The following is a 24,897-nucleotide window of genomic DNA, read 5'->3' on the forward strand; positions in this document are numbered from 1 at the left end:
ACTCCAGGGTCTTGCCGTGGCCGTCCCAGGGCACGGCGACGATCACGATGTCGCTGCGGCGGGCGGTCTCGGCGTTGTCGGCGCCCTCGACGCCGTACCCGAGTTCCTCGGCGGCGGCCCGGGCGCGTTCGGCGGCACGCGAGCCGATGATCACTTTCTGGCCGGCCCTGGCGAGCCGGTGGGCGAGGCCCTTGCCCTGCGGTCCGGTGCCGCCGAGCACGCCGACGACGAGCCCGGAGACGTCGGGCAGGTCCCAGGGGTCCTTGGCGGGGGCCTTCCCGGGGGCGGGGGGTGTTGCGTCTGGTGTGCTCACGTTGTTTTCCTCCTTGTGAGGGGCAGGGGTGGACAGCACGGTCGTTCGGGCTGTCCCCGGGAATCCGGGGGAGGGACGGGCCGGGGCGGTGTGCCGGGTCGCAGGCACCGGCCGGTACCGCCCCGCCCGCGCTCATGTCGCGGTCCGGGACGACGCCTTCCTCGCGTGTGCCTGGATCTCCGGGGCCAGGCCCTGCCCAGCGACAGGCCGCCGTCGACGACGATTTCCTGTCCGGTGAAGAAACTCGACGCGTCGGAGGCGAGGAAGGCCGCCACGGCGGCCAGGTCCTGCGGCTCGCCGCTGCGGGGAACCGGCTGGAAGTCGCGCAGGCTCTCCCGTACCCGTTCGACGCTGTCGTCCAGGGCCGATCCCGTGAGACCGGCGCCGTGGCCGACGATGCGGGTGGCCACGCCGCCAGGTGTCATCGCGTTCACCCGGATTCCGTGGGGGGCAAGTTCCACCGCGCCGCTGCGGGTCAGCTGCACAACGGCGGCCTTGGCCGCGCCGTAGGGGTGGGGGCCGTAACCGGCCCTCAGGCCGTCGACGCTACCTGTGTTCACAATGCTGCCGCCGCCGTGGTCACGCATGACCCGGGACGCGTGCTTGATGCCGAGGAAGGCGCTGCGGCACAACAGCCGGAAGGCTTCGTCCCACTCGTCGGCCGGGGTGTCCTCGGCGAAGCGCCAGGGCCCCACCCGGCCGGCGTTGTTGACCAAGCAGTCCAGGCGTCCCCGGGTGGCCGCCGTGTCCGTCACCGCCGCGGCGATGTCCTCCTCGCGGGTGACGTCGACGCGGCGGAACACCGCCGCGTCACCGAGCTCCTCGGCCAGGCCGCGGCCCCGTTCCCCATCGACATCGGCCACCACCACGAAGGCCCCCGCGTCGACGAAGCGGTGGCAGACGCCCGCCCCGATTCCGCTGGCGCCTCCGGTGACCAGGGCGACCTTTCCCTGCAGTGAGTGCACGATGGGACCTCTCTCCTCGCCTTGCGCGATCTGCCCGGGGTGTCGGGTACCTCCGGGGACGAGGCTCCTGGCGGGCCGTTCCCCCGGGTGCTCGTCTGCCGTCCCGGCGTCTTCACTCCTGCGCGCGCCGGTGCAGCGCGGCCACCAGAGTGGGCACCTCGGCCAACGCGCGCAGGGCGTCGTTGAGGTGCGTGCACCCGGCGGTGCCGCGCAGCACCCTGGGCACGGTGGTGCGCAGGTCCGCCAGGGGTGTCCCGAGCAGACGGTCCAGGTTGAGCACGGCCAGGGGGCACTCGTCGTAGGGCAGGATGCGCGGCTCGGCCCGCAGGGTGAGGAGGGCACCGGTGCGTGCGTGGGCCGTGGCGTGCAGCCGGTATTCGTGCACAGCCCTCCTGCCGCCCTCGGGCACCGTCGCGCTGTCCTGGAACATCGCGTCCACGCCGATGACCTCGCCCGGTGTGACGTCGATGCGTCGGGCCCGGCGCATCGATGGTTCGGTGGGTGCGGCCAGTTCGTGCCAGCCCGCCGGGTCGTCGGGGTGTGGCAGCGGTACGACCCGGCGTGTCCGGTCGCCGCCTTTCCGGACGTGGTCGGGGCTCAGGGCGCTGGATCCGGGCATGAATCCCGTGCAGACGCCTTCCTGCGGGCGCGCCGCGACCCGGTGTGTGCCGGGCCCGGCAGACGGCCACCGGGTCTCGGCGAAGTCTGCGATCAGTGATACCGCGGCGAGATCGTCCAGCATGAGGTACAGCGAGGTCCCGGTGTCCCGTTCCCGCGGCAGGGCCTGCGCCAGCCGGGTGCGGAATCCGCCGCCGCAGCGGGCGCCGGTGAGGAGGGCCAGTTCGCTCCTGGCCGGGGTCGACTCGATCTCCTCGATCACCCGGCTCGCCGGTGTGAATCGGACGCGCAGCCGGTCCTCGGCGACGACGAGCGGGGGCCGGCCGTCGGCCGGGGTGTAGAGGTCGCGGGCCCGCCCGTCGATGTGGAGCCCGGTGCCGAATCCTCCGGGCCACCGCGTGTCGAGCGTCGAAGTACGGCGCACGCTGCCCGGGGGGCGGACCGGTGACGGCCCGAGCGGGCCGGCGGGCTGCGGTGCCGGAAGGTCTTCAATGGTCATCGGGTGCCTCTTCGTCGATGGGGGTCTCACGCTCTTCACGCCGGCTTCCCCAGGGGAGGCAGGTGTGAGCCGGTGCCGTCCTCCCCGTGGGGCGGCCCGCCGCCCGCGCTCGCCCAGAGTCTCACCGCCGTGCGGGGGGGGGTGTTCCCGCTCCGTGCCGGCTGCTTTCCCCGGTCAGCGGGGAAAGCCGGGGAAGCGGTCCGGGCTACGGCCGCCGGTCCGGGTCAGGCGTGGCCGTCCCCCCATTTGCTCTCCGCGATGCCGGTCAGCCGACGGTGGTCGAGCTTTCCGTTGTCCGCGCGTTCCAGCGAGTCGACGTAGGCCATGTGCTTGGGCACCTTGTAGCCCGCCAGGTGCGCGCGGGCGTGGGTATGGAGTTCCTCCTCCGACGGCGGCCGCTCCCCCGCCCGAAGAAGGGCGACGACCTTCCTGCCGAGGCGTTCGTCGGACACGCCGAGGACCGCGGCGTCCGCGATGCCCGGGTGCTGCTTCAGGACCTCTTCGACCTCTTCGGCGAACACCTTCTCCCCTCCGGTGTTGATGCAGCTGGAGCCACGGCCGAGGAGCTGGATCCGCCCGTCGGCGTCCAGTTGGGCCAGGTCGCCGGGAACGGACCAGCGGCGTCCCGCGGCCTCGACGAAGACCTGGGCGGACTTCTCCGGGTCGTTGAGGTACCCCACCGGGATCCAGCCTGTGACCGCGAGGCGGCCGACCTTGCCGTCGCCGGGTTCGGCGAGGGTTCCGTCGTCGAGCAGCACGGCGGCCCGGTCGGAGGGCACGAACGAGCCGGTGTCGGCCACGTCCCCGCGCACGGACACCGTCGAGGCGACGGCGGAGGCCTCAGAGGAGCCGAGTCCGTCCAGCAGGCGCGCCGCCGGCATGTGGTTCAGGAGCCCTTCCTTGACCGGGCGGCTCCACATCACGCCGGAGGAGAACACGGCGCGCAGGCCGTCGAGGCGCCACCGTCCGGGGTTCTCGTCGAGGGCGGCGAGCATCGGCCGGGCGAAGGCGTCGCCGACGATCGCGAGGGACTGGACCCGTTCGCCGTCCATGACGTCGAGGAGCTGTTCGGCGTCGAAGCGCGCCCCCGGGGTCATGACGAGGGTGCCGGCCCCGCTGAGTGCCGAGATGGCGTAGAAGAGTCCGGCGCCGTGCATGAGCGGGCTCGCCACCAGGGAGCGGATCTCCCGGGTGAGTCCGGCCAGGTGCGCCTCGACGGCCTCGCGGTCGCCGTGGTCGGGCAGCGGTCGGGGGTTCTGCGCGTTGAGCAGGGAGAGGATGTCGCCCTGGCGCCACATCACGCCCTTGGGGTGTCCGGTGGTGCCGCCGGTGTAGATGAGGATCAGGGAGTCCTCGCGTCCGCCGCCGTGCGGCCGCGGGGGGTGCGCGTCCAGTTCGCGGGCGTAGGAGGGGGCCCAGTCGGTGCCCTCGCCGACCTCGAGCCAGAGCCGCACGCCGGGCAGGCGGTGGCGCACCCGGTCGACCCGCTCGCGGAACTCGGCGTCGAAGACGACCGCCTTGACGTCGGCGTCGGCCCAGATCTGCACCAGTTCGTCTTCGACGTAGCGGTAGTTGGTGTTCATCGGGGCGAGGCCCGACTTGCCGGCGGCGAAGAAGGTCTCCAGGTACTCGGGACCGTTGCGCATGTACTCGGCCACGACGTCGCCCGCGGTGAGGCCCGCGGATTCCAGCACCGTGGCGAGCCGGGCCGCGCGGTCGTCGAAGTGCGCCCAAGTCCCTCGTCGTCGCCCGTGAACGAACGCCGTGCGCTCGGGGTGCACACGGGCCACGGCCTCGAAGACACTCGCGAAGTCCCAGCCTGCCATGTCAGCCCTTTCGCGTCATGCCGCCGCCCGGAGCGGTGGCCGTCATCCCATCCGCAAATATCCTACAGACGTTAGATAATAACCTCAAGGCTTTAGGTTAAGGAGAAGGTTCTTCACGGTCGGCGAGGCCCGGCGGGGCGGGGGTGACCGACACCGGGACGGCCGTCAGGGTCGGCATGTGGTTGACCGCCTGGGCGCCGTGGTGCAGGGAGGTGAGCCGGTTGACGTTGCTGCCCGTCGTCCGCGGGTCCCCGCCCGTCTCCAGGCCTCCCCAGCCGTGGGTCATCGACAGGACCCCCGGTCGCATGCTCGGGTCCTCGTGCGCCACGGCCTCGAGCGTTCCGTGCGGCGAGCGGATCGTCACCGCGGCGCCGTGCGTGATGCCCAGGTGCGCCATGTCCTGCGGGTGCAGGTGGGCCGGGTTGTACGACTGCGGGGGCAGGCCGACGACCGCCGACCCGAGGGAGTTGACCACCTCCCGCATCCGCCGCACGATCAGCCGCAGCGGGAACTCCTCGGCGTCCTCGCCGCCCTCGGTGTCCCCCACCGCTCCCGGCGCCCCGGCCTCCCGGTCGGCCCCGCCCTCGGCCCCCGCGGACCGGGCCCCCACGGGTACCGTCGCGGCGACGGGCGCCAGCGCGGCGGCGAGTTCCGCGGCCACGTCGGCGGGCAGCAGGGTCAGGCGGTGCCCGGCCCGCTCCTCGCGGGCCGGGCCCACCGTGGTGCCGGGGTGCCCGGCGAGCAGGCCGTGCGGGTGGGTGCGCACCTCGTCCAGCGGGACCCGGCCGCGGGAGGCGACCAGGTCGAGGAGCTCCTCCGAGGAGGGCGGTCGGGAGGTGTCCAGGTCCCGGCCCGCGAACCGCAGGGGCCCTCCCGTCTCGGCCGCGAGCCGGAAGAAGACCCGCCAGTCCTCGACCACGCCCCGGGGCGGGGCGACCACGGCGGGCGTGTACTGGGCGAACGGGCGGGGGAAGAAGGTCTCCATCAGCCCGGTGTGGTCGGCCCGTTCGTACAGCATCGTGGGGGCGATGACGTAGTCGGCGAGGCGCGCGGTCTGCGACATCCGGGTGTCGATCGACACCAGCAGGTCGAGGCTCTCCAGCGCGCGCCGCGCGGTGTCCTGGTCGGGCAGGGCGAGCAGGGGGTTGCCGCCCGAGACCACCAGCGCCCTGATCCGGTCGGGTCCGGGCCGCAGGATCTCGTCGGGCAGCAGGGCCGCCGGCAGTTCGCCGCGCAGCAGGCCGTGTCCGCCCACCCGGCTGCGAAATCCCCGTTCCCACTCGCGGTCCGCGGGGACCACCTCCGCGCGGACCGGCCCCTCGCCCATCAGGACGCCGCGCCCCGGCACGGGTTCGCCCTCGCGCAGATAGCGTCCGCAGACGACGTTGAGGCAGGCGGCCAGGTGTTCGGCGATGTTGGAGTGCGGCCCCATGCAGACGCCGGTCCCGGTGCTCACCATGCCCCGCTCGGCCACGGCGAACATCCGGGCCGCCCGCACCAGCTCCTCGACCGGCACGTCGCAGACGCGGGCGACCCTGTCGGGGGTGGCCTCGGCGACCGCCGCCCGCAGGTCGTCCAGTCCCTCCACGTGGCGGTCGCAGAAGTCCCGGTCGTGCAGCCCCTCCCCCAGGATCACCTGCAGCAGCCCCGCGAACAGCAGCGCGTCGTGTCCGGGGCGGGGTCGCAGGTGCAGGTCGGCGCGTGCCGCGGTCTCGGTGCGGCGCGGGTCGACGACGATCAGCCGCATCCCGCGGTCCCGGGCGGCCTTGAGGTTGGCCGACGGATTGGTGACCAGCGCGCCGTCCCCGTCGCCCCCGTTGACGGAGACCAGCGGGTTCGTGCCCGCCAGCAGCCACACGTCGGCCTCGTCGAGCGACTGGGGGCCGCCCGCGTACACCCCCATGCGCGACTTCACCAGCCACTTCGCCGACTGGTCGAGGGTCATGGTGGAGAAGAGCTTGCGGGAGCCCAGGCCGCGGAACCAGGCGCGCGCCATGAAGGGGGTGAGGGTGGCGAAGTTGTGCTGGGTACCGATGAGCAGGCCCACCGCATCCGGCCCGTGCTCCTCGACGATCCCGGTGAGCCGGGCGGCCACCTCCGCCATCGCGGTGTCGGCGTCGACCGGTTCGTGCTCGCCCGCGGTCGTCCGCCGCCGGGAGGAGGTCAACCGGTCGGGGCCGTGCAGGAGATCGGCGGCCCTGCGCCCCTTCGGGCAGGTGAAGCCACGGGAGATCGGGTGCTGCCGGTCGCCCAGCACGCGCAGCACGCGGGTGCCGTCGGTCTCCACCTCGACCCCGCAACTGGCCGGGCACAACCGGCAGTACGACGTCCTCCGGGTCACGGTGTCGCCCTCGGCGGGGCGTGCCCGCCGGGCCGCGTCCGGGGACGGGGGACGCGGGTCGTGCGCGGCCGATTCGTGCGCGGGCCGGGAAGTCGTCATCCGACGGTCCTTTCTGCCGCGGACGTCCGGCGCGGCCGCACCGCGGACCGCGCCGACGTCTCGCGAGGGATCCGAACCGCCCGGCTCACGAGCGGGCAGGGCACCGCCCGGGACGAGGGCCCCGGGCGGAGGTCGACCCCGGGCGGGCACCGGCGGTCTGTCGCGCCGACACCCGCTGCCGGGGCTCACAACTGGACGGGGCCGCCCGCCCACACCCCGATCTCCTCGCCGGAGACGTGCGCGGCACCGTCGCCCGCGAGGAAGGACACCACCGAGGCCACCGCCTCGGCGGGGATCCGCGGCCAGCCGTCCTGGAGGCTCTCCCGCGCCCGGTCGCCGGCGGCGCGCACCATGTCGGTCTCCACGTAACCGGGCACCACGGTGTTCACGGTGATGCCTCGCCGGGCCACCTCCTTGGCGACGACCCCGGCCAGGGCGACCAGCCCCGCCTTGGACGCTGCGTAGGCACCCGTCGTCGGGGTGAGCGCGCGCCCGCCGCTCGGGCTGCCGAAGAACAGGACGCGTCCCCAGCCGGCCGCGTACATGGCGGGCAGCGCGGCGTGCGTGCAGTAGTAGGCGCCGCTGAGGTTGACGCGCAGCACGCGGTCCCACTGTCCGGGCGGCAGGGAGCGCGCCGAGCCGGCCGCGCTGACTCCCGCGTTGTTGACGAGCACGGCGACGGGTCCGAGGAGTTCGGCGGTCCGCGCGACGAGGTCGCCCGCCTGGTCCGCGTCGGACACGTCGGCCCGCAGCGCCACCGCCCGGCCGCCCGCGGCCTCGATCTCCTCGACCACGTCCGTCGCCTCGCGGGCGCGATGGGCGTAGTTGACCGCGACCGCGAAGCCGTCGGCGGCGAGTCTGCGGGACACCGCGGCTCCGATGCCCCGCCCGCCGCCGGTCACCAACGCGACTTTCCTGGCCTTCATCGGCAACGGCCTCCGTGTTCGGGTCAGCGCACCTTGCCGTGCGTGCGGGGCAGGTCGGCGTAGGTGGCCTTGAGGTCGCGCTTGGCGATCTTGCCGCTGGCCATCCGCGGCAGGGCCTCGTCGAGGAGGACGACGTAGCGCGGGACCTTGTAGTCGGCCATGCGCTCGTTGCAGTGGGCCACCACGTCGGCGGGGTCGATCGGACCGTCGGCCTTGATCAGGGCGGCCGGGGTCTCGCCGAACTTGGCGTCCTCGACGGCGATGACGGCGACCTCCTCGATGCCGGGCATCTCCTGGAGGACGTTCTCGATCTCGGTCGGCGAGATGTTCAGCCCACCCGAGATGATCATGTCCTTCATGCGGTCGACGAAGGTCAGGTAGCCGCGCTCGTCGAGGATGCCCATGTCCCCGGTGTGCAGCCAGCCGTCCACGATGGTCGTGCGGGTGGCTTCCTCGTTGCGCCAGTAGCCGGGCATCATCCCCGGTCCGCGCAGGAGGATCTGGCCGGGGGTGCCGGGCGGACAATCGACGCCCTCCGGGTCGACGACCCTGATCCTGGTGAAGGCGCCGCCCCAGCCGCACTTCTCCGGGTGCTCCATCGCCTCGTCGCGCGGCATCACGGTGGCGGATCCGCCGATCTCGGTCTGGCCGTAGATCTGGCGCAGCGAGACGCCCTTGCGCTGCCAGGAGGCGAGCAGGTCCACCGGCACCCGCGCACCGCCCACGTGGGCGGTGGTCAGGCTGGTGAGGTCGGCCTCCGCAAAGCCGGGCTGTGCCGCGACCTGCTCGAACAGGATGGGCGGGCCGGTGAACGTGGTGACCTTCTGGTCGGCCAGCACACGCAGGGCCCGGGCCGGGTCGAAGCGGGGCTGCAGCAGCAGCGTGCCGCCGTGCAGGATCGTGCGGAAGAGTCCCCACACGAGGCCGGCCGCGGTGAACAGCGGGAGCACGAGCAGGGGTCTGAAGCCGTTGGGCAGCACCGGCTCCATGAGGGACCACTCGTGCATCTCGCCGGCGATGGTGGCGTGGGTGAAGATGACGCCTTTGGGTTTGCCGGTGGTGCCGCTGGTGTAGACGATCGCGGCCGTCTCGGAGACGTCGGACACCGGCGGCACGACGGGGGCGTGGGTGCCGTCCCGCAGGGACCGGACGTCGCTCTGGAAGGACTTGAGGACGACCCCGGGCTGCTCCCGGCGGGCCTCCTCCAGGCGCTCGCGCAGCGCGTCGTCGCCGTAGACGACGGTCGGCTCGCAGTCCTCCAGGAGCCCGGCGAGCTCGCGGGCCACCATGCGGTGGTTGAAGGGGGCGACGACGGCACCGAGCTTGAGCGCGCCGAGGGTGGCCGCGCACCACTCCAGGGAGTTCTGCCCCACCAGGGCGACCCGGTCTCCTCGGCCCACTCCCGCCGCGACGAGATCGGCGGCGATCCCGTCCGCCCAGCTCTCCAGCTGGCGGTAGGTGACCACGTCGCCGTCGAAATCGATGGCCGGCTGGTCGGGAATGTTCCGAGCCCACCAGGTCAGGGTGCTCACGAGCGTTCCGCTCACGTCTGTTCCTCCTGCGCTCTGTCCACGATCGCTTCCGCCACCTCGGGCCGCTCCACGGGTCGCCCCCTTTGGCGGAGCGGCAGCGGATACACCCGAGCACATGTCGGAAGAATTCTGATGAAGGGAGTCACACGTCGTGTGGTCGGTGGGCCCTTGTCGAGGGGCCTGCTGTCCACCGGCTGCCGACGGACGGTCCGGGCGGGCCGTCGGCCGGTGTCGTGCCCGGCCGGGCCGCCCGGTGCGGCGTGCACCGGTGGTTCGGAGCACGGGCGGACGGGGTCGTCACCGGCTGCTCGGCGTACCGGGCCCGCGATCCCCGAGGTGGCGGGAATCCTTCATGTGACCGTGGTCGCTTAATCTAAGGGCTTCAGGTACCGCGGACAAGGCTTTTGCGGGATGTTCTCCCGATCGGGCGGAATTACTCCTCCCGTACCGGCCCTTCGACGCCCGCCGGTCCGCGTCGAAGGCGCCCGCCGGGGTCAGTCCCCGGCCTCCGGGGGGAAGTTCTCGAGGGCGGCTGCCTTCCAGGAGCCGTCGCGCGACTCCCACACGGACCGCAGGCCGATCCGACCGTCGGGGGTGTCGTACACCGTCTCCCCCACCCAGGTGGCGCCCTCGCGCCGGATGTCGACGACGCGGAGCGAGTCGACCTTCCCGCGGGGGACGGTCACTCCGCGGAAGACCTGGGGGATGTTCTCCTGCGCCATGTCGGCCAAGGATGCCTCGACGTTCCCGTCGAGGACGTACTGGACATGCCGCCGGTAGAGCTCGTGGAACTCCTGGGACTCTTGTGACTCCTGGGACTGCGTGGACATCTGGACGTGCCTCCCCATCGGTGACCGTGGGGGCCGTCGCGCCCCCTGCGGAACCAGAGTCGACGCTCCTGGCGTGAACTCACCCTCAGCCTAAAGCCCATAGATAACGGGCGGCAAGGGTTCGGGAGGGAAGCACCCGGGAGAGTGCGCCCACCGACCCCGCCACGCACCTCGGCGGACAGGCGGTACGCAGGGGGTTCGGGGCGACGCGACAGGTGGCGACCGGGCCGGAACGCCGCCGCGCCCCTCTCCCGAACGGAAGGGGACGCGGCGGTACGGCGGGGATTCACCACCCGGCCGGAGAGCACCGCCCTGCGGGGCCTCGCTCCCCGGCGCGGGGACTCGGGCCCGGCGAGGGCTCATGCCCGGAGGGGGCTCACTGCCCGGCGGGCGCCTCCGCCCGCGGGGCCGCGTCCAGCTGCATGACGCCGACCAGGAAGCTCCGGATCGTCTGTTCGAAGATCTGCTCGGCGCTCCATTCGTTGGCGGCGAGGGCCGAGGTGAGGGTGGGCTCCTCCTCGGCGTCGACGTGCGGGAAGATCTGCGCCTGACTCTCCGGGGTCTTCATGGCCTCGCTGAGGCTGGCGCCCAGACTCAGCTTCTCCATGCCGTCCAGGATGAGCACGTGCAGGTGTTGCGGTACGCCCGCCTTCTCCAGGAAGCGGGCCACCTTCTCGTACATGGCGATCAGGACGTCGCGCGGCAGGTACTCGAGCAGGATGGGAGCCGCGTTGCGGTGGCGCAGGATCGAGCGCCGGAAGTTCAGGGCGAGGGCGACGAAGAGGTCAGGCCAGTTCTCGTCGGCGGGACGGCGCGGGAAGGGCGTGTCCACCATGATCGCCCGGGCCACCTCGGTCATGAGTTCGCTCTTGTTCTTGAAGTGGTGATACAGCGAGGGCGCTCGGACTCCCATCACCTTCGCCAGTCGAGGCATGCTGAACGCCTCGATCCCTTCCACGTCGATGATCTTCAAGGTGGCCGCGACGATCGCTTCGCGGCTGAGCAGAGGTTGGAGTGGTCGGGCCATGGCCGCAGTATCCCGCACCCCGGCGGCGGATGGGACCCGGCGTCGCGGGCGCCCCGCCGGACGCCGCGGCGCGCCCCGACGGATCCGGCACCGCACCCCACTCCCGGGCGACGCGCCGAGAGGGCACCGGGTGCGAACCCAGCAGGGCGCCGCACACCGCCCCCCGCACCTCGCAGATCACCGCCCGATCCCCTCGGCGGACACCCTCCCATTAACCGACTCTCCATAGTTTTCAGAGCACTCTTCCCCGGGCGCGGGATCATCACATTCGTCTGTCACCGCAAGGGGTTCATCGAGACACCCGGGCTTGTGAGCACCACATCTGGCCTATAGCTTGGAGGTAATGAGCTGCTGAGACCGTCGTCGCCGCGCACCGGCGTGGGAGCGCCCCTTTCGGACCCGCCGCCCGCGCACCGCATCCGCGGCCGCCCGAACTCCGGCACCCGGCACCGTCCACCGCGGGCGGCGCCACGGGGCGACGACCCGACATCCGAGGACGTTCTGTGATCACGTACGAGTGGGGCACCTCCTTCGGCACCGACCCGGAGGTCGTCAGTCTGTTGCGCGACGCGGCGGACTTCGACGCCGAGCAGGGTTTCTCGGCCGTGCAGCCGGTCCCGGCCGCGGGCACGGACGGAGCGCCCCCCGGGCGGATCACCGAACTCGTCGCCCGGATGAGCGACGAGGTGGGCGCCGTCGGCTCGCCGGACGGGGAGGAGGCGATCGTGGCCTTCCTGCGGATCACCTCGCAGGGCGACGGCACCGCCACCACCGAGTTCGTGGTGGGCCCCGAGTACCGGTCCCTGGGGATCGCGACCCTGCTGTTCGAGGAGCTGGGGCTGGCCCGCGGCGGGGCGGCCCGGTGGGCCGGCGAGGGCGTCCGGTCGCTGCGCGCCTGGGCGCACGGCTCGCACCCCGCGGCGGAGCGGATGGCGCGCCGGTTCGGCGCGGTGCCCGAGGACGCGTCGTGGCGGATCATCCGGCCGATGCACCGGCCGGGCAGCGTGCCGGAGCCGGAACCGCCCGCCGGGGTGGACCTGCGCCCGCTGCACCCGGAGTCGGACACGGCGGTGGTGGCCGCGCTCGCCGACGCCGAGAAGGACGGCCGCGGCGCCGGCCGGGTCGGCCCGGAGGTGCTGGTGGCGGTCGAGGCGTCGGGGGAGGTGCTGGGCTTCGTGGCGTACTCCTCGCACCCCCTGGCCGGAGAGGCGCCGGACGGTCCGGGATCGGTGCACCTGCTGGCGCCGCCGACCCGGGGCGAGGCGCACGCGGTGTCACGGGCGCTGCTCGCGGCGGCGCTGAAGCGGCTGGCCGAGGCGGGCGTGCGGGAGGTGGAGATGTCGGTGGACCCGTTGGACGAGCCGCTGGTGCGGGCCTGCCGCAGCGTCGGCTTCCACCACGACCAGACCGACGTGTGCTTCAGCGTGCCGGTCGACGCACCTGCCGCGGTCGCCTGACGGGCGCACCGGCACCGGCGGACGCGAGGCGGGGCTCCCCGAGGAGGAGGGGCCCCACCTCTCGCCTTCCGCGGACTCCCGGGCGCGTCCGGCATCCTCCCCCCCGACACGGGCAGGCGCAGATCGACCCGCCGCCGGGACTACCCTGCACACCCCTTCGCCCACCGGCCGGGCCGGGCCTCGCAGACCCGTCACCCAGGGCCGGGGGAGGGCGCCGCGACCCGGCCGACGACCGAGAGTCCCCCGCCGTGTGCTTGACCCCAGAAACCTACAGCCATAAGATTAAGTGAGCCTTTTCGCAGACAGGTGCGTCCGGCGACGAGCATGCGCCACCGGACCGCCCGCGGACCGGGGCCCACCTCGCCCACAAGACGCCCCACGCCCCACTCGTCGCCGTTCCCGTGCCTCCTCGGCGGGGTCGACGAAGAAGGGGAACCGACGTCGCGTGTCTCGCATCCCGCGTCGCGAGACCGCATCCGCCTCTGAGGTCCCGAGCCACCGCAGCGGCGCAAGGAACGCGGACAGTACAGGAGGACGACGTGACGGAATTTGATGCAAAGCGCGAAGAGCGAATTCGTCGCCTGCTCGAGCACCTGCGGAACGACACGACCGACCAGTTCGAAGGAACGGTCTCCTTCAGCCCGACGGAGTTCACCGACGCCGACCTCGCGGCCCGTGAGCGCGAGCTGATCTTCGCGCGGGTCCCGTCGATCGTCGCGCACAGCTCGGAGATCCCCGAGCCCAACGACTTCATCACCCTGCAGCTCCCGCGCAACAACGCCATCGTGGTGCGTCAGCCGGACGGCGGCATCAAGGCCTTCGTCAACCAGTGCCGGCACCGGGGCGCCCTGCTGGAGGAGGCGGCGTCGGGCAAGTGCCGCCTGTTCTCCTGCGGCTACCACCGCTGGTCCTACGACACCGACGGCACCCTGCGCACCATCACCCGCGACAACACCTTCGGCGACCTCGACCGCAGCCAGTTCGGGCTGCTCGAACTGCCCGCCGAGGAGCGACACGGCTTCATCTGGGTGATCGACTCGGTTGGCGCCGAGATCGACGTCGCCGCCTGGCTCGGCCCGGAGATGGACGAGGTCCTGGCCGGGTACAAGCTGGACAACCTGGTCTCCTTCCGCGCCGAGGGCTTCGACGAGCCGTGCAACTGGAAGCTGATGCAGGATGCCTTCCTGGACGGCTACCACATCCAGTACGCGCACCCGAACACCGCGGGCAAGATCGTCCACACCAACGTCTACGCCTTCGAGGACTACGGGCGGCACTGCCGCTGGCTGGCGCCCCGCAAGACGATCGACCGCTGGATCGACGAGGACCCGGGCGACCAGAGCCTCGCCAAGCACGTGACCGAGTCGCACCTGCTGCTGCCCAACAGCACCCTGCTGCGCCTGCCCGACAACCACTTCGAGCTGCTGACCTTCCGTCCCGACCCGGTCGCCCCGGGGCGCTGCCGGATGGAGATGCGGGTCATCGTGCCGCGTCTGGAGGAGACCTCCTACGACGAGGAGACCTGGAACAAGCGCTGGCAGCGGAACTGGCAGATCCTGCTGGACGTGCTGCACGCGGAGGACTTCCCGCTGCTGCGCGGCTCCCAGCGGGCGCTGGCGAGCCAGGACGCCGGCCCCATGGTGTTCGGTCGCAACGAGGTCGCCAACCAGGTCTTCCACCGGGAGACCCAGCGGCTGCTCGCGGCCGACGACGCGAGCTGACGCCCGCGCCTCCCCCGTGCCGGAGACCTCCCGGCGCCCCTTCTCCCCCACCCCCGGCTCACGGGCCGCACCGGCCGGTCGGGGGCGGATGCCGCACACCCGCCGCACCCGCCCCCGACCGTCCCGGACCGGCCCTGACAGACAAGGACGGCACATGGGCAGCACGACGACACAGCGCCCCCTTCCCGAGAACGGCGTGCTGGACCTGTTCCGGCTGGACGGCAGGACCGCGCTGGTCACCGGCGCCAGTTCGGGGCTGGGCGCGGGCTTCGCCCTCGCCCTGGCCGAGGCCGGCGCACAGGTGGTCCTGACGGCCCGCCGCGCGGACCGCCTGCGCGAGACGGCCGAGCGCATCGAGGCGCTCGGCGGCGAGTGCCTGGTCGTCGCCACCGACGTGACCGACCCGGAGCAGTGCGAGGAGGCGGTGGCGGCGGCCGTCGCGCGCTTCGGGAAACTCGACATCCTGATCAACAACGCCGGTGTCTCCTCCGCGGTGCCCGCGCTGCGCGAGCGGCCCGAGGACTTCCGTCAGGTGCTGGACGTCAACCTGATGGGCGCGTACTGGATGGCCCAGTCGTGTGCGCGGGTCATGGGGCCGGGCTCCAGCATCGTGAACGTAGCCAGCGTGCTGGGCCTGATCAAGTCGGTGCTGCCGCAGGCCGCCTACGCCGCGAGCAAGGCCGGCCTCATCGGGCTGACCAGGGACCTGTCCCAGCAGTGGGCCGGGCGCCGCGGCATCCGGGTCAACGCCGTCGCACCCGGGTTCGTGGCCACCGAGATGATCGCCGAGATGCCCTCGGAGACGCTGGACGAGTTCCTGCGCGCGACCAGCCCGCTGGCCCGCACCGGCACCCAGCGGGAGCTCGACGCGGCCGTGGTGTTCCTGGCGGCCCCGGCCTCCAGCTACATCACCGGCACGACCCTCGCCGTGGACGGGGGCATGTCCGGGCACTGAGCGCCCGCGCCCCACCGTCGTCGCCGTACGCCGGCTCGGCCCCGCTCCGGTTCTCGCACCGGAGTCGGCCGGGCCGGCGCTCGTCGTTGCCTTCGAGCGGACGACCACTAACCTTCTTTCCGTAGATTCTCTGCGCTTCCTTACGGATGTACGTTCGACACCCCGTCCGCGGCGACGCGACCCCGGAGGCGGACCGGCCTGACCGTGGCGACCCGCCAGCCCCCGTCCGCGCACCGCGAGATCCACCGCGCACTCCACAGCGGAACGCCCCGACCTGCACCATCATGCGATTCGGGGCCCCTCCCCCGCTTCCCGCCGCCACCCCGACGAGGCCCCCCGCGGGCGCCGGGAGCGTGACACGACCGCGGCTGCCGGGAGGGCGCATCGCGCGAGGCGGAAAAATCCCCCCGTCCGACCCTTGACCGTAAACTACGGGCATAAGTTAAATGGCCACGTCTCACCCGAGTATTCCCGGCCGCCGCCTCTCCCGGAGGCACCGTCGGCCTCGTTGAGTTCCGCCACGCTCTCCTCTCCCCCGCCGTTCGGCCCGCGGCCGTCCGGCACTCCCATCCTCCCGGCCGACCGGCCGCCGTCGATGCCACCCCGAGTGCCGTCGCCGAGGCCCGTCGGCCCGTCCTGACACACCTACGGCCCGCCGCGCTCCGCACGCGGTCCGTCGTGTCCCGGCCGCCGCCCCTTCCCTGGGTCGGCGGACGTCTGCTCCACGACAAGGAGTTTCCCTTGACTCGACCCAGCTCGGCAGTGCGTCCGAGAACCTCGGCGGGTGCCCGGTCGGTGGTCTTCGCCTGTCTGGCGATCACGCTCATCGACGGACTGGACAGCGGCATGTACGGCGCGGTGCTGCCGACGCTGCTCCAGAACAAGCAGTGGGGCATCACCCTCGCCTCGGCCGGTGTCATCGGCAGCCTCTCCCTGATCGGGATGATGGTGGGCGCCCTGCTGTCCGGCTACGTCTCCGACCTCATCGGGCGACGCCCGACCGTGCTCGCCTGCGTCGCGAGCTTCAGCGTGTTCACCCTGCTGTGCGCGGTGGCCCCGAGCGTGGAGATCTTCGGACTGTTCCGCCTGCTCGCCGGCCTGGGCTTCGGCGGGGCCCTTCCCTCGGTCATCGCCCTGACCATGGAATACGTGCCGGTGGAGAGGCGGCAGTTCTACAACGGGGTCGTCCAGACGGGCTTCCCGATCGGCGGGTGCCTGGTCGCCTTCCTGGCGATCTTCATGCTGCCGAACTTCGGTTGGGTCTCCCTGTTCGTCCTCGGCGGTGCCGTCGGACTGGCACTGTTCGCGATCGTCTACCGGCAGATCCCCGAATCACTCGCCTTCCTCAGCAGCCGAGGACGCCACGAGGAGGCGCGCGCCCTCGCCGAGCGCTACGGGGTCGAGCTGCCTCCGGAGCCGGCGGTCGGTACCGTGACGGAGAAGCCGAACTGGTCCTCCTCGCTGAAGCTGATGTTCGCCCCCGGGTTCCGGGTCGCGACGCTGCTGTTCCCGGTGATCGGCTTCTGCGGGCTGCTGCTGGGCTACGGCATGAACACCTGGATCCCGCAGCTGCTACGCGCCTCCGGCTACGACCTGGGCTCCGCGCTGACCTTCCTGGTCGCCTTCTACCTGGGCAGCACGATCGGCATGCTGGTCCTGGCCGGCCTCGCCGACCGCTGGGGCTCGCGTCCGGTGATCGCGGGCGGCTTCCTGTGCGGTGCCCTGGCGGTGACCTTCCTGACGCTGCATCCCCCGCAGGCGGTCGTCTTCGCCATGGTGCTGGTGGTCGGGTTCTGCGCCTCCTCGCAGGCCGCGGTCGCCGGGTTCGTGGGCGTCTACTACCCGGCCGCGGCGCGCGGCACCGCTCTGGGTGCCTCGCTGGGCCTGGGGCGGCTGGGGGCCGTCTTCGGGCCGATCCTGGTGGGTCTGATCATGGGCTCCTCGCTCGGTACCTCGTGGGTGTTCTACTTCTTCGCCGCGGCGGCGCTGCTGGCCGCGCTGCTGATCGCGCTGGTGCCGCGGACCGGCATGCACGACCGCACCGCCCCGTCCACCGGACCGCAGGAGGTCGCCCCCGCCGCCTGACCCGCGCCCCGCGCGCGACCCAGCTCCGCCCTCCCGGCGGTCGGCCACCCGCCGACCGCCGGGAGCGGCCGTCCGCCGCCGAACGATCGGACCGTCATGCCCCCTGCCGCACACACCCCCGACGGGCGGACGCCGCCCGACACCCGCGTCCCCTCCCCCTCGGCACCGGCTCCCGAGGAGAACGCCCCCGACGAGCACACCGCCCAGGGCCTCGCCGCCTCGCTGCTCGGCGGCTGGAACCTGGTCGACCACACCCGGCTGGTCGACGGACAGGTCGTCGGGCACCCGCTGGGGCCGGGGCCGCTGGGACGGCTGGAGTACCGGCCCGACGGGCGGATGAGCGCGCTGCTGATGCGTCGCGACCGCCCCTGGCCCGACGGCCTCTCCTTCACCCGGGCCACCGACGAGCAGCGGGGCGCGGCCGCCCTGGGCTTCGTCGGCTACGCGGGCCAGTACACGCTCCGCGGCGACCTGGTCCTGCACCACGTGGAGATGTCGCTGTACGTCGAACACGTCGGTGACGTCCTGACCCGGCGGATCTCGTGGGAAGGTCCGCGGCTCGTGCTGCACACCGAACCGCGTCCCACCCGCACGGGCGGCACCACGACGGACCGGCTGGAGTGGTCCCGCGACCCCGTCCGACCGGATCACCCCGCGTGAACGCCACCGGGCGCGCCCGGTGACCTCCGCCCCCACGAATCAGAGGGTGTCCTCGCCGCCCAGCACCACGGCGCTGACCAGGGGGGCCGCGGGGCCGCCGGTGAGCAGCGAGACGCGGGCCCCGGGGACCTGGTTGGAGGAGGTGCCGCGCAGTTGCCGGACGGCCTCGGCGGCCAGACCGATGCCGTGCACGAACCCGCCCGCGATGTTGCCGCCGGCGGTGTTCACCGGCAGTCGGCCACCGGGTGCGGTGAGGTTCTCGACGGTGAGGAACTCGCCGATGTTCTCCTTGGTCACCAGTCCGAGGTCGAGCATGACGGCGACGGCGGGGCCGGTGAAGTTCTCGTAGATCTGGGCGACGTCGACCTGTTCGGGGCGGATGCCCGCGTCCGCCCAGAGCTCGTCGGCCAGCGGGGCGAGGCCGGCCGAGGAGTAGTCATGGTCGTTCTCGTGCAGCTCGCCCCAGTCCTCCCCCGCGCCCTGGGCCCCGGACAGGACGTAGGCGGGGGTCTGCCGCAGGTCCCGGGCGCGTTCGGCGGTGGTGAGCAGCACGGCCCCGGCGCCGTCGTTCTCCCGGGAGGAGTCGAACAGCCGCAGCGGCTCGGAGATCATGCGCGAGGACAGGTAGGTCTCGTCGGTCAGCCGTACGTCCCGTCCGGCGGCCAGCGGGTTGCGCCCGGCGTGGACGTAGCAGGCCTGGGCGAACGCCCGCAGCGCCTCGGCCGGGACGCCGTCGTGCTCGATCATGCGCTGGGTGCGCAGGGCGCAGACCTGGGCGGGCGAGACCAGTCCGTGCGCGCGGTAGTGCTCGTCGAAGAAGTAGCTGGAGACGGCGGCGGACAGTCGTCCGCTCTGCTGCTGGGCCAGGGCGCGGTAGACGATCACGTACCGGGCCTGTCCCATGGCCAGGGCGGTGGCGCCCTGGAGGAGCGCGGCGCCCAGGCCGCCGCCTCCGCCGCCGGCCACCTGGGAGGCCCAGCGCAGGCGGCGGGTGCCGAGTGCGGGGGCGAGCGCGGTGGCGTCGGCGTCGTGGCCGTAGGTGGAGAAGCCGTCGACGTCGGCCGGGTCCACGCCCGCGTCCTCGCAGGCCTCGACGATGGCCTGCAACCGCAGGCCGTCCTCGTCCAGCGGCGCCTTGCCGCGCTTGTGGTACAGGGTCTCCCCGATGCCGACCACGGCCGTCGCGCCGCGCAGTGGGAACGTCATGCCGAGAGCCTCCAGCGCAGGACGGGGGTGTCATGGGTGAGCGGGCCCGCGGGCTGGATCACGCCGTGGAGGGCGGCTCCGATCCGCAGGGTGCTCTCGTCGTCGACGAGCATGCCCAGCAGGCGTACCGAGGGGACCTCGTCGAGTCGGGCCAGGACCACGGTGTAGGGGACGTGGTCGGCGAGTTCGGGCAGGAAGGGGTGCCAGGTGCGGGTCCAGGAGAAGACGGTGGCGGTCGGGGCGACGACCGGCCAGTCGAACGCGGCGCCTCGGCAGCCGGGGCAGATGCGTTGCGGGGCCCAGACGTGGCGGCCGCAGTCCCGGCAGCGGGGGATGCGCAGTTCGCCCCGGCGCAGTCCGTCCCAGTAGGGGCGGTCGGGGCCGTCGGGGTCCGGGGTGATCGGTCCGGCGGTGGGTGCCTCGGAGAGTTTCACGGGTGTCGGCCTTCCTCCGTCGTGCGGTGGGGCGGGTCCTCGATGTCGGGCGGTCGCGCGGGGGCCGTCGGGCCCCCGCGGCCGGGCCGGGCGCGGTGCGGGTCCGAACCGGCGGGCCCGCGCCCACGGGGCGGCGCCGGTCCGGTCCGGGGTGGTCGTCGGCGGGTCCGGGGCCCGGGTGCGTGCGGGGGGTGCGTGCGGCACGGAGTCCGCGCGGGTCCGGCGGGCCCGGTGGTCCTCGGCGGCCCACTCCCCCACACCAACCTAAAGCCTTCTGGTTACCCACGACAAGCGCATGCACTGAACCGCGACACCAGCGCAACCCTTGCCTGTTGAACCTTATGCTATTAGGTTAATTCGACGGCCCTTCCTGCCGCCGTGCCGACGACCGCGGCAGCCTCGGCGGGCCGGGCCGATCTCATCGTGACGGGACAAGGAGCACCGATGACCAGCACAGTGATCGAGACGGAGGAGCCCCGTCCAGGCATCCTGCTCGTGCGGCTGAACCGGCCGGACAAACTCAACGCCATGACCTCCGAGCTCATCCAGGGGCTGCACGAGGTGCTCGACCGTGTCCGGGACGACTCGCGGGTGCGGGCCGTGGTGCTCACCGGGGCGGGCCGGGCATTCTGCGCCGGCTTCGACTTCCGCGGCTACGGCGACGCGCCCGGCGCGGTGCCGGACGAGGGACGCCCGCAGGCCGGTCTGCGGGTGCAGGAGCACATCGTCGACCTGGGCGAGGCCTTCCGCCGGGTGCGCGCGCCGATCATCGCCGCCGTCAACGGGGCCGCGGCCGGAGGCGGCATGGCCCTGTCCCTGTTCTGCGACATCCGGGTGATGGCCTCCTCGGCCGCCTTCCACGCCTCGTTCATCAAGCGCGGCCTGGGCGGTGGCGACATCGGGGTCAGCTGGCTGCTGCCGCGTCTGATCGGCTTCTCGCGCGCCTCCGAACTGCTGCTCACCGGCGGCACCCTGGACGCCGCCGAGGCCGAGCGCATCGGCCTGGTGTCGACCGTGGTCCCGGACGAGGAACTGCTGGAGGCGGCGCTGGACCGGGCGTCGGCGATCGCCGAGAACAGCCCGTTCGGGGTGTGGATGACCAAGAGCGTGCTGTGGGCCAACCTGGAGAACCCGAGCTTCCGTTCGGCCGTCCAGCTGGAGAACCGCACCCAGATCCTGAGCACGATGACCGAGGACCACCAGGAGGCGGTCGAGGCGTTCCTGGAGAAGCGCCCGCCCGTCTACCGCAACCGCTGAGGCTCGCGTGGACGCACCCGACACGGAGCGCGCCGGCCGCCCCCGGTCGCTCCCGCACACCGCGGAGGCACGCGCATGAAGGTCGGATTCCAGGCCGGCTACTGGGGCTCCGGCCCACCGGCGAAGGTCGAGCAGCGCCTGCACGAGGCCGAGGCGCTGGGCGTGGACAGCTTCTGGACCGCCGAGGCCTACGGCTCCGACGCCTTCACCCCCCTGGCCTGGTGGGGGGCGGGGACCTCGCGGATCCGGCTGGGCACCTCGGTGGCCCAGATCTCGGCCCGCACCCCGACCGCGACGGCGATGGCGGCACTGACCCTGGACCACCTCAGCGGGGGCCGGGTGATGCTCGGCCTGGGCGTCTCCGGACCCCAGGTCGTCGAGGGCTGGTACGGGCAGCCCTACCCGCGGCCGTTGGAGCGCACCCGGGAGTACGTGGAGATCCTGCGCAGCGTCTGGGAGCGCCGTGAGCCCGTGACCTACGAGGGCCGCCACTACCGGCTGCCGCATCCGGGCGGCACCGGGCTGGGTAAACCGCTGCGGTCCACGGTCCACCCGCTGCGGCCCGACATCCCGGTGCTGCTGGGAGCGGAGGGTCCCAAGAACGTGGCGCTGGCGGCCGAGATCGCCGACGGCTGGATCCCGCTGTGGTTCTCGCCCAGGAGCGACGACTTCTACCGGGACGCGTTGCACGAGGGGTTCACCCGCCCCGGTGCCCGGCGCGGACCGGAGGACTTCGAGGTCGCCGCGGTCTGCCCGATCGTCGAGCACGACGACGTCGAGGTCGCGGCGAGGAGGATCAAACCGATGATCGCGCTGTACGCGGGCGGGATGGGCGCCAAGGGCGCCAACTTCCACACCGAGGTCTTCGCCCGGATGGGCTGGGGCGAGGTGTGCGCGGAGATTCAGGACCTGTATCTGGCGGGACGCAAGGAGGCAGCGGTGGAGGCCGTACCGACGGCGATGGTGGAGGACGTGGCACTGGTGGGACCGGTCGACAAGATCTGCGAGGAGATCGCCCGCGCGTGGCGTCCCACCTGTGTCACCACGATGATCCTGGCCGGCTGGCCCCGGTCAGAGGCGCGCGGGCGCATCCTGGAGGCGGTGCGCGGATGAACCTCGACCCCCGTACCCCCGTCCTGGTCGGCACCGGGCAGCTCAACCAGCGGGACGACGCCCTCGAACCGGTCGACCTGCTGGCCGCGGCGGCCCGCGAGGCCGAGCGCGACTCGGGCGGCACCTCGCTGCTGAAGTCGCTGGACGCCGTCCGCCTGGTGCGCATGCTGTCCTGGCGCTACCGCGACCCCGGCGCCCTGCTCGCGGAGCGGGTCGGTGCCTCCCCCCGGGACACCGCGTACACCGCCGACGGCGGCAACAACCCGCAGGCGCTGCTGAACGGTGCCGCTTCGGACATCGCCGCCGGACGCGCCGACGTCGTGCTGATCGGCGGGGCGGAGACGTGGCGGACCCGGATGCGGCTGCGGGCCCGGGGCGAGCGCCCCGCCTGGACCGTGCAGGACGAGACGGTGCCGGCCGCACCGCTGCTGGGCGGCTCCGGTCCGCTGCTGGGCCAGGGCGAGAAGCGGATCGGGCTGGAGCCGCCGTCCTGGGTATACCCGCTGTTCGAGCAGGCGCACCGGATCGACGCGGGCCGCACCGTCGAGGAGCAACTGCGGGTCGGCGCACGGCTGTGGGCGGACTTCAGCCGGGTGGCCGCGGACAACCCGCACGCCTGGATCCGGCGGGCGCACACGGCGGAGGAGATCCTGACGCCCTCGCCGGACAACCGCTGGATCGCCTGGCCCTACCCGAAGCTGATGAACTCCAACAACATGGTGGAGCAGGGGGCGGCGCTGCTGCTGTGCTCCGTGGAGGCCGCCCGCCGTCACGGGGTGCCGTCCGACCGCTGGATCTTCCCGCAGTCCGGCGCGGAGGCGAACGACACCCTCGAACTGGGCGCGCGCGGGGAGCTGCACCGCTCCCCGGCGATCCGGATCTCCGGGCGACGGGCGCTGGAACTGGCGGGCACGGACGCCGGCTCCGTGGATCTGGTCGACGTCTACTCGTGTTTCCCCTCCGCGGTGCAGATCGCGGCCCGGGAACTGGGGCTGGCGCTGGACGACGCCTCCCGTCCGCTGACCGTGACCGGGGGACTGACCTTCGCGGGCGGCCCCTGGAACAACTACGTCAGCCACTCCATCGCCACCATGGCCGCCCGGCTGCGGGACGCGCCGGGGGCGGTGGGACTGGTGACCGCGAACGGCGGCTACCTGACCAAGCACGCGATGGGCGTGTACGGGACGCGGCCGCCGCAGGCCGGTTTCCGGGCGCAGAACGTGCAGGCGGAGGTGGACCGCGAGCCGCGCACCCGGGCGCTGGTGCAGTGGGAGGGCACCGGTGCGCTGGAGGCGTGGACGGTGCTCCACGACCGGGAGGGCCGCCCCGAGCGGGCGTTCCTGAGCGTGCGCACCCCGGAGGGCGGACGGACCCTGGCGGTGTGCCAGGATGCGGACGATCTGGCCGGGATGACCGGACGGGAGCTGGCCGGCGTCCCGGTGCGGGTGGCCCTGGACGGCACCGCCCGGCTGGCGGACGCCGAGGACGCAGCCGGTCCCTGAGCCGGTCCGCGTGCAGGACGCCCCGGTCGGTTCCGCACCCCTCCAAGGCAAGAGGAGAGGGCGGAACCGACCGGGGCGTCGTCCGTTCCCGCGGTCGCGAGGGCCCGGTCGTACGTGTGCGACGACGTCACGCACCGGTGCGGAACCGACCCCGCACCGGGACGGGACGCGTCGTCGTCGCACGCCGTCGTCACGCACCGGTGCCCGCGCCGCCCGAGGGGCGTGGCGCGGGCACCGAGGGGTTCGGGCGGGTCACTTGCGGCCGATGAGGTCCCGACCGATGATCTGCTTCATGATCTCGTTGGTCCCACCGAAGATCTTCTGGATGCGGGAGTCCTGGAAGGCGCGCGCCACCGGGTACTCCAGCATGTAGCCGTAGCCGCCGTGCAGTTGCAGACAGCGGTCGACGACCCGGTTCTGCACCTCGGTGGCCCACCACTTGGCCTTGGCGGCGTCGACCACGGTGAGGTCGTCCTCGCCGTGGGCCAGGACGGCCCGGTCCACGAAGGCCCGGGTGACGTCGAGTTCGGTGCTCAGCTCGGCCAGTTCGAAGCGGGTGTTCTGGAAGTCCGCGATGGGCTGTCCGAAGGCGACGCGCTGCTGGGTGTATTCGATGGTGTCGGCGAGGACCGCGTCGGCGAGCGCGAGGGCGTGCGCGGCGATCGACAGGCGCTCCAGCGGCAGGTGCGAGACCAGCTGGCCGAAGCCGCCGCCGACGGTGCCCAGCACGTGGGAGTCCGGGACGAACACGTCGTCGAAGAACAGCTCGGCGGTGTCCTGTGCGTGCAGGCCGACCTTGGCGAGCTTGCGGCCGCGGGTGAAGCCGGGCATGTCGCGCTCGACCACCAGCAGGCTGAAGCCCTGCGAGCCGCCCTCCGGGTCGGTGCGCACCACGACGATGACCACGTCGGACTGGATGCCGTTGGTGATGAAGGTCTTGCTGCCGTTGACCAGCCAGCCGCCGTCCACGCGGGTGCCGGAGGTCTTGATGCCGCGCAGATCACTGCCGGTGCCCGGCTCGGTCATCGCGATGGCGCCGATGAGCTTGCCGGCGGCCATCCCGGGCAGCCAGCGCTTCTTCTGCTCCTCGGTGCCGAGCGAGGTGAGGTATGGGATGGCGATGTCGTCCTGGAGGGAGAAGCCGGACGCCAGCGAGGAGGCGAAGACCTTGGCCAGTTCCTCCTGGACGACGTTGCGGTAGCGGTAGTCGCTCAGGGCGGCTCCGCCGTGCTCCTCGGGTGCGGCGAGGCCGAGCAGGCCCTGTTCGCCCGCGGCGAGCCAGACGTCCCGGTCGATGAGCCGCTGCTCGTCCCAGCGCTCCAGGTGGGGTGCGACCTCCCGTCTGACGAACTCGGCGACGACCTCGCGGAACTCCTCGTGGTCGGCGGTGTACAGGCCTCGTCTCATCGTGGCTCCTCGGGGCGTGGTGCGGGTGCGTCCGGCGTCATGGGGTGATGCCCCAGTCGGTGAGTACGGCGTGGGTGTCGGCGCCGGGGGTGGGTGGGGTGGTGGGTGGGGTGGGGGTGGTGCG

Annotated in this window: 20 protein-coding genes; 8 read left to right on the plus strand and 12 right to left on the minus strand. The window is 72.8% G+C overall.

From position 1 onward, the window contains the following. The 9 genes from DIZ27_RS39525 to DIZ27_RS39565 all read right to left on the minus strand — a co-directional run. The coding region (locus tag DIZ27_RS39525; RefSeq protein ID WP_181383926.1) for an NAD(P)-binding domain-containing protein at positions 1-313 on the minus strand (313 nt) is incomplete at its 3' end. Beyond that, entirely contained in the window at positions 310-1,278 is a 969-nt protein-coding gene (locus tag DIZ27_RS39530; RefSeq protein ID WP_109383179.1) for a glucose 1-dehydrogenase, read from the minus strand. The genes DIZ27_RS39530 and DIZ27_RS39525, both read right to left, overlap by 4 nt. 112 nt (positions 1,279-1,390) lie before the next feature. Continuing rightward, entirely contained in the window at positions 1,391-2,395 is a 1,005-nt protein-coding gene (locus DIZ27_RS39535; RefSeq protein ID WP_109383180.1) for a DUF2889 domain-containing protein, read from the minus strand. A 224-nt stretch (positions 2,396-2,619) separates the two neighbouring features. Continuing rightward, entirely contained in the window at positions 2,620-4,221 is a 1,602-nt protein-coding gene (locus tag DIZ27_RS39540) for an AMP-binding protein (protein WP_109383181.1), read from the minus strand. Positions 4,222-4,318: 97 nt separating this feature from the next. Beyond that, positions 4,319-6,661, minus strand: coding sequence for a molybdopterin-dependent oxidoreductase (locus DIZ27_RS39545; protein WP_109383182.1), 2,343 nt, complete (start codon positions 6,659-6,661; stop codon positions 4,319-4,321). A gap of 185 nt (positions 6,662-6,846) precedes the next feature. Next, positions 6,847-7,587 (minus strand): SDR family NAD(P)-dependent oxidoreductase, encoded by a 741-nt coding sequence (locus DIZ27_RS39550; RefSeq protein ID WP_109383183.1) that lies wholly within the window; start codon positions 7,585-7,587, stop codon positions 6,847-6,849. A 23-nt stretch (positions 7,588-7,610) separates the two neighbouring features. Beyond that, positions 7,611-9,134 (minus strand): class I adenylate-forming enzyme family protein, encoded by a 1,524-nt coding sequence (locus DIZ27_RS39555; RefSeq protein ID WP_109383184.1) that lies wholly within the window; start codon positions 9,132-9,134, stop codon positions 7,611-7,613. A 479-nt stretch (positions 9,135-9,613) separates the two neighbouring features. Continuing rightward, entirely contained in the window at positions 9,614-9,949 is a 336-nt protein-coding gene (locus tag DIZ27_RS39560) for a hypothetical protein (protein ID WP_109383185.1), read from the minus strand. A 376-nt stretch (positions 9,950-10,325) separates the two neighbouring features. After that, positions 10,326-10,976, minus strand: a complete 651-nt coding sequence (locus DIZ27_RS39565) for a TetR family transcriptional regulator (RefSeq protein ID WP_109383186.1) — start codon at positions 10,974-10,976, stop codon at positions 10,326-10,328. 503 nt (positions 10,977-11,479) lie between these two features. Between DIZ27_RS39565 and DIZ27_RS39570 the strand changes: the two genes are divergently transcribed. The 5 genes from DIZ27_RS39570 to DIZ27_RS39590 all read left to right on the plus strand — a co-directional run bounded on the left by DIZ27_RS39570 (position 11,480) and on the right by DIZ27_RS39590 (position 17,854). After that, the gene (locus tag DIZ27_RS39570) at positions 11,480-12,433 is read left to right on the plus strand and encodes a GNAT family N-acetyltransferase (protein ID WP_109383187.1); all 954 of its coding nucleotides are present in this window, start codon (positions 11,480-11,482) and stop codon (positions 12,431-12,433) included. A gap of 539 nt (positions 12,434-12,972) precedes the next feature. Then, positions 12,973-14,154 carry an aromatic ring-hydroxylating dioxygenase subunit alpha gene (locus tag DIZ27_RS39575; RefSeq protein ID WP_109383188.1) on the plus strand — a complete coding sequence of 394 codons (1,182 nt, stop codon included), beginning with the start codon at positions 12,973-12,975 and terminating at the stop codon, positions 14,152-14,154. 154 nt (positions 14,155-14,308) lie between these two features. Further along, positions 14,309-15,109 carry an SDR family NAD(P)-dependent oxidoreductase gene (locus DIZ27_RS39580; protein ID WP_016828300.1) on the plus strand — a complete coding sequence of 267 codons (801 nt, stop codon included), beginning with the start codon at positions 14,309-14,311 and terminating at the stop codon, positions 15,107-15,109. Between the two features lie 741 nt (positions 15,110-15,850). Further along, positions 15,851-17,194 (plus strand): aromatic acid/H+ symport family MFS transporter, encoded by a 1,344-nt coding sequence (locus DIZ27_RS39585; RefSeq protein WP_258308778.1) that lies wholly within the window; start codon positions 15,851-15,853, stop codon positions 17,192-17,194. A gap of 96 nt (positions 17,195-17,290) precedes the next feature. After that, on the plus strand, positions 17,291-17,854 hold the full coding sequence (locus DIZ27_RS39590) for a lipocalin-like domain-containing protein (RefSeq protein ID WP_109383190.1): 564 nt from the start codon (positions 17,291-17,293) through the stop codon (positions 17,852-17,854). A gap of 39 nt (positions 17,855-17,893) precedes the next feature. Here DIZ27_RS39590 and DIZ27_RS39595 read toward each other — a convergent pair whose 3' ends face one another. Next, positions 17,894-19,060, minus strand: a complete 1,167-nt coding sequence (locus DIZ27_RS39595) for a transporter (RefSeq protein WP_109383191.1) — start codon at positions 19,058-19,060, stop codon at positions 17,894-17,896. Continuing rightward, positions 19,057-19,494, minus strand: a complete 438-nt coding sequence (locus DIZ27_RS39600) for a Zn-ribbon domain-containing OB-fold protein (RefSeq protein ID WP_016828296.1) — start codon at positions 19,492-19,494, stop codon at positions 19,057-19,059. Before DIZ27_RS39600 ends, DIZ27_RS39595 begins: the two co-directional genes overlap by 4 nt. Before the next feature lie 444 nt (positions 19,495-19,938). Between DIZ27_RS39600 and DIZ27_RS39605 the strand changes: the two genes are divergently transcribed. From DIZ27_RS39605 to DIZ27_RS39615, 3 genes are all read left to right on the plus strand, one after another. Next, positions 19,939-20,751, plus strand: a complete 813-nt coding sequence (locus DIZ27_RS39605) for an enoyl-CoA hydratase/isomerase family protein (protein ID WP_109383192.1) — start codon at positions 19,939-19,941, stop codon at positions 20,749-20,751. A 75-nt stretch (positions 20,752-20,826) separates the two neighbouring features. Next, positions 20,827-21,864: an LLM class F420-dependent oxidoreductase gene (locus DIZ27_RS39610; RefSeq protein ID WP_109383193.1), complete on the plus strand. Its 1,038-nt coding sequence runs from the start codon at positions 20,827-20,829 to the stop codon at positions 21,862-21,864. Then, positions 21,861-23,366: an acetyl-CoA acetyltransferase gene (locus tag DIZ27_RS39615; RefSeq protein WP_109383194.1), complete on the plus strand. Its 1,506-nt coding sequence runs from the start codon at positions 21,861-21,863 to the stop codon at positions 23,364-23,366. Before DIZ27_RS39610 ends, DIZ27_RS39615 begins: the two co-directional genes overlap by 4 nt. A 252-nt stretch (positions 23,367-23,618) precedes the next feature. Here DIZ27_RS39615 and DIZ27_RS39620 read toward each other — a convergent pair whose 3' ends face one another. Continuing rightward, positions 23,619-24,773, minus strand: a complete 1,155-nt coding sequence (locus DIZ27_RS39620) for an acyl-CoA dehydrogenase family protein (protein ID WP_109383195.1) — start codon at positions 24,771-24,773, stop codon at positions 23,619-23,621. Between the last annotated feature and the right edge of the window lie 124 nt (positions 24,774-24,897).

The organism is Streptomyces sp. NWU339, assembly GCF_003143855.1.
In the GTDB taxonomy this organism is placed as follows: domain Bacteria; phylum Actinomycetota; class Actinomycetes; order Streptomycetales; family Streptomycetaceae; genus Streptomyces.

Excerpts from the sequence above, each read along its gene's own strand:
- DIZ27_RS39535 (WP_109383180.1), bottom strand. The coding sequence starts at position 2,395 with ATGACCATTGAAGACCTTCCGGCACCGCAGCCCGCCGGCCCGCTCGGG.
- DIZ27_RS39540 (WP_109383181.1), bottom strand. The coding sequence starts at position 4,221 with ATGGCAGGCTGGGACTTCGCGAGTGTCTTCGAGGCCGTGGCCCGTGTG.
- DIZ27_RS39545 (WP_109383182.1), bottom strand. The coding sequence starts at position 6,661 with ATGACGACTTCCCGGCCCGCGCACGAATCGGCCGCGCACGACCCGCGT.
- DIZ27_RS39550 (WP_109383183.1), bottom strand. The coding sequence starts at position 7,587 with ATGAAGGCCAGGAAAGTCGCGTTGGTGACCGGCGGCGGGCGGGGCATC.
- DIZ27_RS39560 (WP_109383185.1), bottom strand. The coding sequence starts at position 9,949 with ATGTCCACGCAGTCCCAGGAGTCACAAGAGTCCCAGGAGTTCCACGAG.
- DIZ27_RS39565 (WP_109383186.1), bottom strand. The coding sequence starts at position 10,976 with ATGGCCCGACCACTCCAACCTCTGCTCAGCCGCGAAGCGATCGTCGCG.
- DIZ27_RS39580 (WP_016828300.1), top strand. The coding sequence starts at position 14,309 with ATGGGCAGCACGACGACACAGCGCCCCCTTCCCGAGAACGGCGTGCTG.
- DIZ27_RS39590 (WP_109383190.1), top strand. The coding sequence starts at position 17,291 with ATGCCCCCTGCCGCACACACCCCCGACGGGCGGACGCCGCCCGACACC.
- DIZ27_RS39595 (WP_109383191.1), bottom strand. The coding sequence starts at position 19,060 with ATGACGTTCCCACTGCGCGGCGCGACGGCCGTGGTCGGCATCGGGGAG.
- DIZ27_RS39605 (WP_109383192.1), top strand. The coding sequence starts at position 19,939 with ATGACCAGCACAGTGATCGAGACGGAGGAGCCCCGTCCAGGCATCCTG.
- DIZ27_RS39610 (WP_109383193.1), top strand. The coding sequence starts at position 20,827 with ATGAAGGTCGGATTCCAGGCCGGCTACTGGGGCTCCGGCCCACCGGCG.
- DIZ27_RS39615 (WP_109383194.1), top strand. The coding sequence starts at position 21,861 with ATGAACCTCGACCCCCGTACCCCCGTCCTGGTCGGCACCGGGCAGCTC.
- DIZ27_RS39620 (WP_109383195.1), bottom strand. The coding sequence starts at position 24,773 with ATGAGACGAGGCCTGTACACCGCCGACCACGAGGAGTTCCGCGAGGTC.